This window comes from Arcanobacterium sp. S3PF19, from assembly GCF_000758825.1.
Lineage (GTDB): Bacteria > Actinomycetota > Actinomycetes > Actinomycetales > Actinomycetaceae > Arcanobacterium_A.
Genome location: NZ_JRMX01000006.1, coordinates 1 through 6,936, shown reverse-complemented (window position 1 = coordinate 6,936; position 6,936 = coordinate 1). Strand labels below are relative to the sequence as shown.

8 protein-coding genes and 1 CRISPR repeat array are annotated in these 6,936 nt (G+C 49.5%); of the genes, 1 reads left to right on the top strand and 7 read right to left on the bottom strand.

The window, feature by feature from the left end; all coding sequences use genetic code 11:
* Positions 1–1,155 precede the first annotated feature (1,155 nt).
* From HMPREF1631_RS01470 to HMPREF1631_RS06910, 5 genes are all read right to left on the bottom strand, one after another.
* Entirely contained in the window at positions 1,156–1,389 is a 234-nt protein-coding gene (locus HMPREF1631_RS01470; RefSeq protein WP_034231572.1) for a helix-turn-helix domain-containing protein, read from the bottom strand.
* A gap of 154 nt (positions 1,390–1,543) precedes the next feature.
* Entirely contained in the window at positions 1,544–1,792 is a 249-nt protein-coding gene (locus HMPREF1631_RS01465; protein WP_034231570.1) for a hypothetical protein, read from the bottom strand.
* A gap of 276 nt (positions 1,793–2,068) precedes the next feature.
* Entirely contained in the window at positions 2,069–2,218 is a 150-nt protein-coding gene (locus HMPREF1631_RS07210; protein ID WP_156956185.1) for a hypothetical protein, read from the bottom strand.
* A gap of 67 nt (positions 2,219–2,285) precedes the next feature.
* Entirely contained in the window at positions 2,286–2,510 is a 225-nt protein-coding gene (locus HMPREF1631_RS01460) for a hypothetical protein (protein WP_156956184.1), read from the bottom strand.
* A gap of 814 nt (positions 2,511–3,324) precedes the next feature.
* Positions 3,325–3,966, bottom strand: a complete 642-nt coding sequence (locus tag HMPREF1631_RS06910) for a DUF2335 domain-containing protein (protein WP_084707303.1) — start codon at positions 3,964–3,966, stop codon at positions 3,325–3,327.
* A gap of 547 nt (positions 3,967–4,513) precedes the next feature.
* On the opposite strand from HMPREF1631_RS06910, the gene HMPREF1631_RS07205 reads away from it, so the two are divergent.
* Positions 4,514–4,738, top strand: a complete 225-nt coding sequence (locus HMPREF1631_RS07205) for a hypothetical protein (protein ID WP_034231564.1) — start codon at positions 4,514–4,516, stop codon at positions 4,736–4,738.
* 228 nt (positions 4,739–4,966) lie between these two features.
* Here HMPREF1631_RS07205 and HMPREF1631_RS01445 read toward each other — a convergent pair whose 3' ends face one another.
* Both HMPREF1631_RS01445 and HMPREF1631_RS06905 read right to left on the bottom strand, forming a co-directional pair.
* Entirely contained in the window at positions 4,967–5,269 is a 303-nt protein-coding gene (locus HMPREF1631_RS01445; protein WP_034231563.1) for a hypothetical protein, read from the bottom strand.
* Between the two features lie 14 nt (positions 5,270–5,283).
* Entirely contained in the window at positions 5,284–5,955 is a 672-nt protein-coding gene (locus HMPREF1631_RS06905; protein ID WP_156956182.1) for a CHAP domain-containing protein, read from the bottom strand.
* Positions 5,956–5,964: 9 nt separating this feature from the next.
* Positions 5,965–6,910: direct repeats of the CRISPR family, unit length 29 nt; unit sequence GGGATCACCCCCGCGTATGCGGGAAAGAC.
* Positions 6,911–6,936 lie beyond the last annotated feature (26 nt).

The window sequence follows — 6,936 nt, the reverse complement described above, 5'->3', positions numbered from 1 at the left end:
CCCCCCCGGCACCCCCCCCGCAGTTACTGACGCGGAAGAGAGTTACCGGGTGTTAATAGAGCCGAAAACAGTTAATAGAGTTAAAAACTGTTAATAAGGTTGAAAACGGTTAAGAATTATATACCTGTGCGTGTATCGAATTGACACACAACCATTTTTAACCACGAACGGCACACGCACACAAAAAGGGGGAGAACCGTCCATACTCCAATGCGTAGCGGGACGGTTTCCCCCTTATTTTTTATGTCCATCATCACTTCTTACCGGTTAGGTCGGTTCTTGCTCCCCGCCCCGGGCGGTTTTTATTCCATTCGTCTATCGTGCCCGGCAGCCAGCCCTCCGTTTTTCCTATCCTGGCGTCCGGTGGTGGTGTGCGGCCCTGCTGTCGGTAGGAGCAGAAAGTGCCGTGTTTTATACCGATGCGGGCAGCCGCTTCCGAACTGGATAAATATATAGTCATTCTTTTTCTTTCTTACACACGTTTATCAGGGAGCTTATCCCGTAGATGAATACGAGGATGGCGAGAATCAGGGCAGCTATGCCGTGTAAGCGGGGGTAGATTATAGCTGCGCCGAAGATTATGAGCATGTGTCGGTGTGTTGTTTTCATGATTGGTGAAGTGCCAGAGTGTAGGGGAAACAACTCCTCAGGTTTTGAGGAGCGTTTCCTTTTGAAGAATTATTTTTTCTTCTTCTTTTTCTTCTTCTTGGGGTTGAGGCTGTCGTTTATGGCCGCGACGCCCGTTAGGACTGCTCCAATCCCGAGGAGAATATCCCCTAGGCGTTCTAGCATTTTTCACCTCCTTTCTTTATGTTTCTATTTTATACAAAAAATAACCTTAATCAAGAAATAAGGTAAAGTAATAAGGTCATGCCCGCACGGAGTTTACAGCCCCCGGCTCTTCCGCCACCCGCAGACCCCAACCCCAGCAGGCACAGACGGAGAAGACGAGGAGGGGAAGTTTCAGAAGATAGTGGTGTTTTTGCAGACTCTGCGATTACCTTTCAAAGAATTGAAAGCAGAAATTTTACCTAGAGTTGTTAATTTATTCGCCAACTCTTTGTGTGCCATCCCGGTTTCAATAAAGCGTGAATAAAGAATCGCGAGCGCTTCTTTTTCAGCGGGGTGTATTATGTACGCCTTTCTTCCCATTCTTCAGCCATTTTCTTCCCGGCGGGCGGGTGTTTTTCGCAAAGAATACTCAGCTTCAGCAACCACAGCAGAAAGCTTTAAACCGAGAGCGTTTGCAATTTTATCTAATTCACTTAAAGTAGTTGCGCGATTACCGGCAAAAGTTTTCGTTATTGCAGGACGCGAAAACCCTACCTTCTCGGCTAGGCTCTGGTGTGTCTCATCGGATTCTTCAAACTTTTCCACAAGAATTTTCACTGTATTTATTTCGAGTTTTCCGATTTCTACAGCTTTCCTACTCATAAATAAAGAGGGATCACCCCGCGTATGCGGGAAAGACTTTTCATGGTGTGTAATGTTAAAATTGAGCAGAGGACCGGTCTCATTGGTGTGAGAACGGTTGAAGAAGTTTTTATTCTTTCTTCTTCTTGCTCTTAGGGAGTCGGATTGCGGTTATAAGTGCGGCCACACTTCCGATTACCACTCCGATTCCTTTGAGCAGTGGATCACCCCGCGTATGCGGGAAAGATTCTTCCTGTTTACCGGTATCAACAGCGGTTTTTTCATCTTCCGCATTACCGGTCTGTGTGTCTTTTTCCGCACCGGAATTATTTTCCTGCACGTCTTTTTCCACATCATCAACAACATTTTCTTTTTCCATAACTATTTTTGTCTCCCGGGCTTATAGAATTTTCTGTTTTTTCTCTCTTTTTCCCGAACCGCATCACCGCCGAGGTGAAAATAACGATTTAAAAAACGGGTATAAAAAATACGCCCACCGTGCAGGTGGACGCAAAACCTTTCAAAACTATCTAACTTAACTCACCGGCAGACTTGCGATGCTGCGCAATCCAGCCAAGAGTACGCTCTTTCAAATCAGGATCCCAACCGGATCTGACATATGTTTCCATTGCATCCAGATCTTCTTTTTCTATTTTCACATTATCAAACCACGGAAACGCATTTGCAGAAACGTATCTACCGCAAAAGGATAGTCCGCTTCACCGCCCCACATATCGTCTTGATATGTGTTAATCATGCTCGGATTCATACGGTCCAAATATTTATAATAAAAATATTCAGCCATTTAGGCACAGTTCAAATCTTTAACATTGGAAAGAGATATGGAAGCATATTCTTCGGGAGATAAGATACTATCCATTAAACCTCCACCTCTTATCCTGTTTCATTTCTTTAATATACAAATCAACATCTTCACGCAATACCCTACCGCCGGTTCTTGTATTATAAACAACTTTTTCCCCCGCTTTAGGTGTTGCCGCACGAAAATTTCTGTAATTTTTACCGTAAGCAGAAACTTCCAATAACACTCCGTCAACTATCTTAGCTGCAGTACGCCTATCACCTTCGATTTTCACTGCCATAGGGTTTTGCCAACAGTCAACAATGTTATTCTTTACCTGCACACTAGACCATTTAGACGGAAATTCCGTTTTAGGATCACCCCCGCGTATGCGGGAAAGACTAATATTTGTAAACGAAGAAAGGAGGAAAGATAGACTACATGACCGGAACCGCAGCGATTATCGCGGCGATAGCCGCAACAATCAAAGCGAGCGCCGACCTAATCGAAGCAATCAATAAACGCAACGAACGCAACGAAAAGGAAAGCTAATCAAACCCCTTGGCTTCATGAAAATAATACCATGAAGCCAAGGGGACGGTCACCATCGAAAACAAAATGCAAACTACCTGGCTAATAATTACAGCAGCTGCGCTAACGGTAATTAGCGCAGCAGTAGCACCCAGCATACTTACAATCGTCGCAGCAACATTAACAGTAGCAGCCGCCATACTATCGGTGCTCACGAAACGAATTGAGAACTAACATGCCCATCACCTACCTATCCCTGCACGGGTATGCACAACGCGTGGGAATCGCATATTCCACTATCCGTACCTACCAACGCCAGAAACGTCTTGCACCGCCAGATGCGATCATCGGTGAGGGCAACGCGCAAACCTACGGCTGGCTACCCGAAACCGTAGATACATGGCAGATCAACCGTCCAGGACGCGGAGCCAGAACCGACCTACAAAAATAGAAGTGTTCTAAAAAAGATTTGGCGGGGCACACTAGCATGCGCCCCGCCTGAAGTTTATAGGTAAAACCCTGCCAACGGCTACAGACTATAACAGTCAAGACCACCTACATTATTCATAATACTCTAGTTAATTAGGGGAGTCCTCGGTTTTCCCGTTTCTTCGAATACTGTTCATAGCGTTAGGGATTACAGCTAAAATCCCTACTAAAACTCCGCCAAAAGTAGCCACTGGTTTATCAAGAATAGTCCCGAAACCAACCATGCAAATAGCTGTGGGTGCAATTAGTGCGAGAGTTACCGATAAAACTTTTAACGAAAAAGATTCAGCCTTCTTTTCAATAGTTTCATTATCTCTAGCCTGACCCTGTTGCCGTAAGCTTTCTTCTGCCATACATAAAATACGGTCAGCGCTACCTGGAAGTATTTGTTCGTACTGAGCAAACTGTTCCGGCGCGGGAATAGGCCCACTATGGATTGAATGCTGAGTTAGAGTAAGGGAATTTTTTAGTACTTCTTCAGGTAGGTTTTCTCCGTCTATGATTGCTTGTAAAGCCTCTTCGGGAGTGGGGATTAGAGGTTGATTTTCTTCTCTGCCTGGTTTAGGGCCGTTTGCATGGACTGCCCTACCTGATTCCAAGCTGCTGTTAAGGGGTCTTGGTGTCGTATCGGACTGCTGCGGTATTGCCTGTTTTTTCTCGGGTCGGGGTTGGCGTATATTTGTATCGCTTTTTTCATCCCGCGGAGCATTGCTTCGTTTGTCGCCATTCACAGTCCCTCCTTAATTTTACGGTATGTTTATGCTTCGGTTTCGACTCTAGCATAAGAACACCAGAGCGTGTAAAAGAAAATTTCGAAGCTTACCTCTATATTGTTTTGTGATATAGTTCACTTTGTTTTTGTTGTTTATATCTTTACTATAGGCGTTTAATCATGTGTAGTTATTGTTGTAAACAAGAAAGGAGGCGAAATGTTAGCAGATATAGGAATATTCCTCGGAGGGCTCGGCTCATTCGGCTTACTAATCCTAAAAATAATCGAAGTAGCCAAGTCCACCAAGAAAAAGAAACGCAAATAAACCGTTTCGCGGAAGTGCCCCCTCACCGGGGGGGTACTTCCCCTACAGTCTAACATTTCCTATAAAAAAATGAAACCGCAACATTTATGGGTAATAGCTACCACAGTACTAGTAACCGGCTACGTCACTAAACCGCACACACTAATAGGGCAAATCGGCATATTTTTAGCCGGTATAACCGTCTTTACAATGTTCCTCACCGAAGCCATAAAATGCCGTAAAAACAAGAAAGACAAATAAAATGACCATCCATTATCTAGCCTTGACCGATCTGGCCGCACGCATAGGAGTCACCTTCAACACCGCCAAATCCTATTCGGCAAAAGGCTTACTCCCCGCACCGGATGCCTACACCGGCACCGGGATAAGGGCCGTGAGGGGCTGGCTGCCGGGGACGATAGACGAATGGAACAAAAACCGTCCCGGGCGGGGAGCAAGAACCGACCTAACCGGTAAGAAACACTAACCACCATAAAGGAGAAACAAAAAAAGGGGGGCCGCCCATACTCCATAACATGGAGCGCGGACGGTCCCCTCTTGTGTGCGTGTGTCGTTTGTGGTTAAAAAATGGTTGTGTGTCAAGTTGGCACGCGCACAGGTCTGCAATTCTTAACAGTTTTCGGCTCTGTTAACACCCGGTAACTCTCTTCCGCGTTAGTAACTGCACGGGGAAGATGGTCACCGTGAAAAGTAATTACTTTTCCCCATCCGCAGGCTTAGACATATCCCCGCCCGACGGTTTCTCACTGGCAAGCCACGGCACATATTTAGCCAGCCAATCCTCAACCACGCCGAGAGCCATCACCCACGTAACAGCGGCGGTAAAAGCAAGAGACGCGGCAACCCACGGGATTTTCGCGTCAATACCCAACGCCTCAACAATCACCGCCCACATCGCGGCGAACCCGAGCACACCCTGAAAAACGCTGCGTACCGTGGCACGCCACGGATAGGCAACCTGCGTGGAAGAACCCTGATACGATGAATGCTTACCCATAATATTTCTCTCCTTTATACGATGTTTCCGTGGTTTAACGCCGACTGTATCGCGCGCACGGTCCCGCGCCCCATATAACCGTCTGCGGCCACGCCAAGCCGGGACTGCCATTCACGAACCGTGCCCGGTCCCATATAACCATCTGCGGTCACGCCAAGAAGCGACTGCAGACGCGCGATCACACTCGATCCTTCAGCCGATGTGGTAGGCACAAACTCCCATCCCGTAGCGGCGGCAGGGAGATATTCCCTATTGCATACGGGTTGGGAAGAAACCATGCTGTCCTCGCTTGTGGAAAGCATATGCTGTAGGGCGTGGATTGTGGCTTTGCCAAACCATCCGTCCACTTTCACGGGGTAGCGCACACCCGTGCCCGTGCCCGCGCCTGTAGCGGCTGTGCCTGTGGCTGTGCCTATGTAGCGTGGACGGTAGATGCAGTAAACCCCGCTGCGGGTCCTGCGTCTGCGCCACACCCCATTACCCGCCGACTGTGAGCCGCGTGTACCGGCAGAAGTATTGCCCTCAATGGTTTGTACCCAGCCCGAGCCGAGATTACGCTCCACCAATCCCACGTGATCCGTGCGCCCGTTACCGTCCCAGTCGAAGAAAATCACATCCCCGGCGCACGCATTGGAAAAATCCACGCGGGCACAGCCCGCACTGCGCATCGCCGCCACCATCGACATGGTGTTATAGGGATCACCCCCGCGTATGCGGGAAAGACTTCGGGGGAAGATGGCGGCGGATAGAGGATGTGGGATCACCCCCGCGTATGCGGGAAAGACACGTCCCGCGTGTTCCGTCCATGTCTAGGGGTAGGATCACCCCCGCGTATGCGGGAAAGACACTGCGGGTTTGGCTGCTTACCCTGTGGGCACGGGATCACCCCCGCGTATGCGGGAAAGACTTGGAAAACCAGGCCAACGGGATCCGCACATGGGGGATCACCCCCGCGTATGCGGGAAAGACGTGCGCGTGGCGGGCGTATAGTAGTCGCGCCCGGGATCACCCCCGCGTATGCGGGAAAGACCGACGGTTGCCGCGCATCGGCACAGATACCCGGGGATCACCCCCGCGTATGCGGGAAAGACAAGAAATCAAAGCGATAGCCGACGTGCTAGGCGGGATCACCCCCGCGTATGCGGGAAAGACGGGCTTTGGGTGCGGCCCTTTCGGCCACGGTGGGGATCACCCCCGCGTATGCGGGAAAGACTTCGGGGAGGTATTTCGCGGCGCGGCCTTCGAGGGATCACCCCCGCGTATGCGGGAAAGACTTGGCCTCATAGTCGTCCCCGGGTGTGTTTCCGGGATCACCCCCGCGTATGCGGGAAAGACTTAAAACCGCCGCACAGTTGCTGGATGTACACGGGATCACCCCCGCGTATGCGGGAAAGACCCGTATCCTATATTGTTTGTTCTCTGCTGGGTGGGATCACCCCCGCGTATGCGGGAAAGACCCCGCCATAACCCAAAAACACAGCGGGTACCCGGGATCACCCCCGCGTATGCGGGAAAGACTTTAAGCAATACGTCCGCCGCTTTTCAGCTTGGGGATCACCCCCGCGTATGCGGGAAAGACATCATATTTCGAGATCTACAACTGGGACACATAGGATCACCCCCGCGTATGCGGGAAAGACTCACCGATAGTGTGCGCGTAAACATCA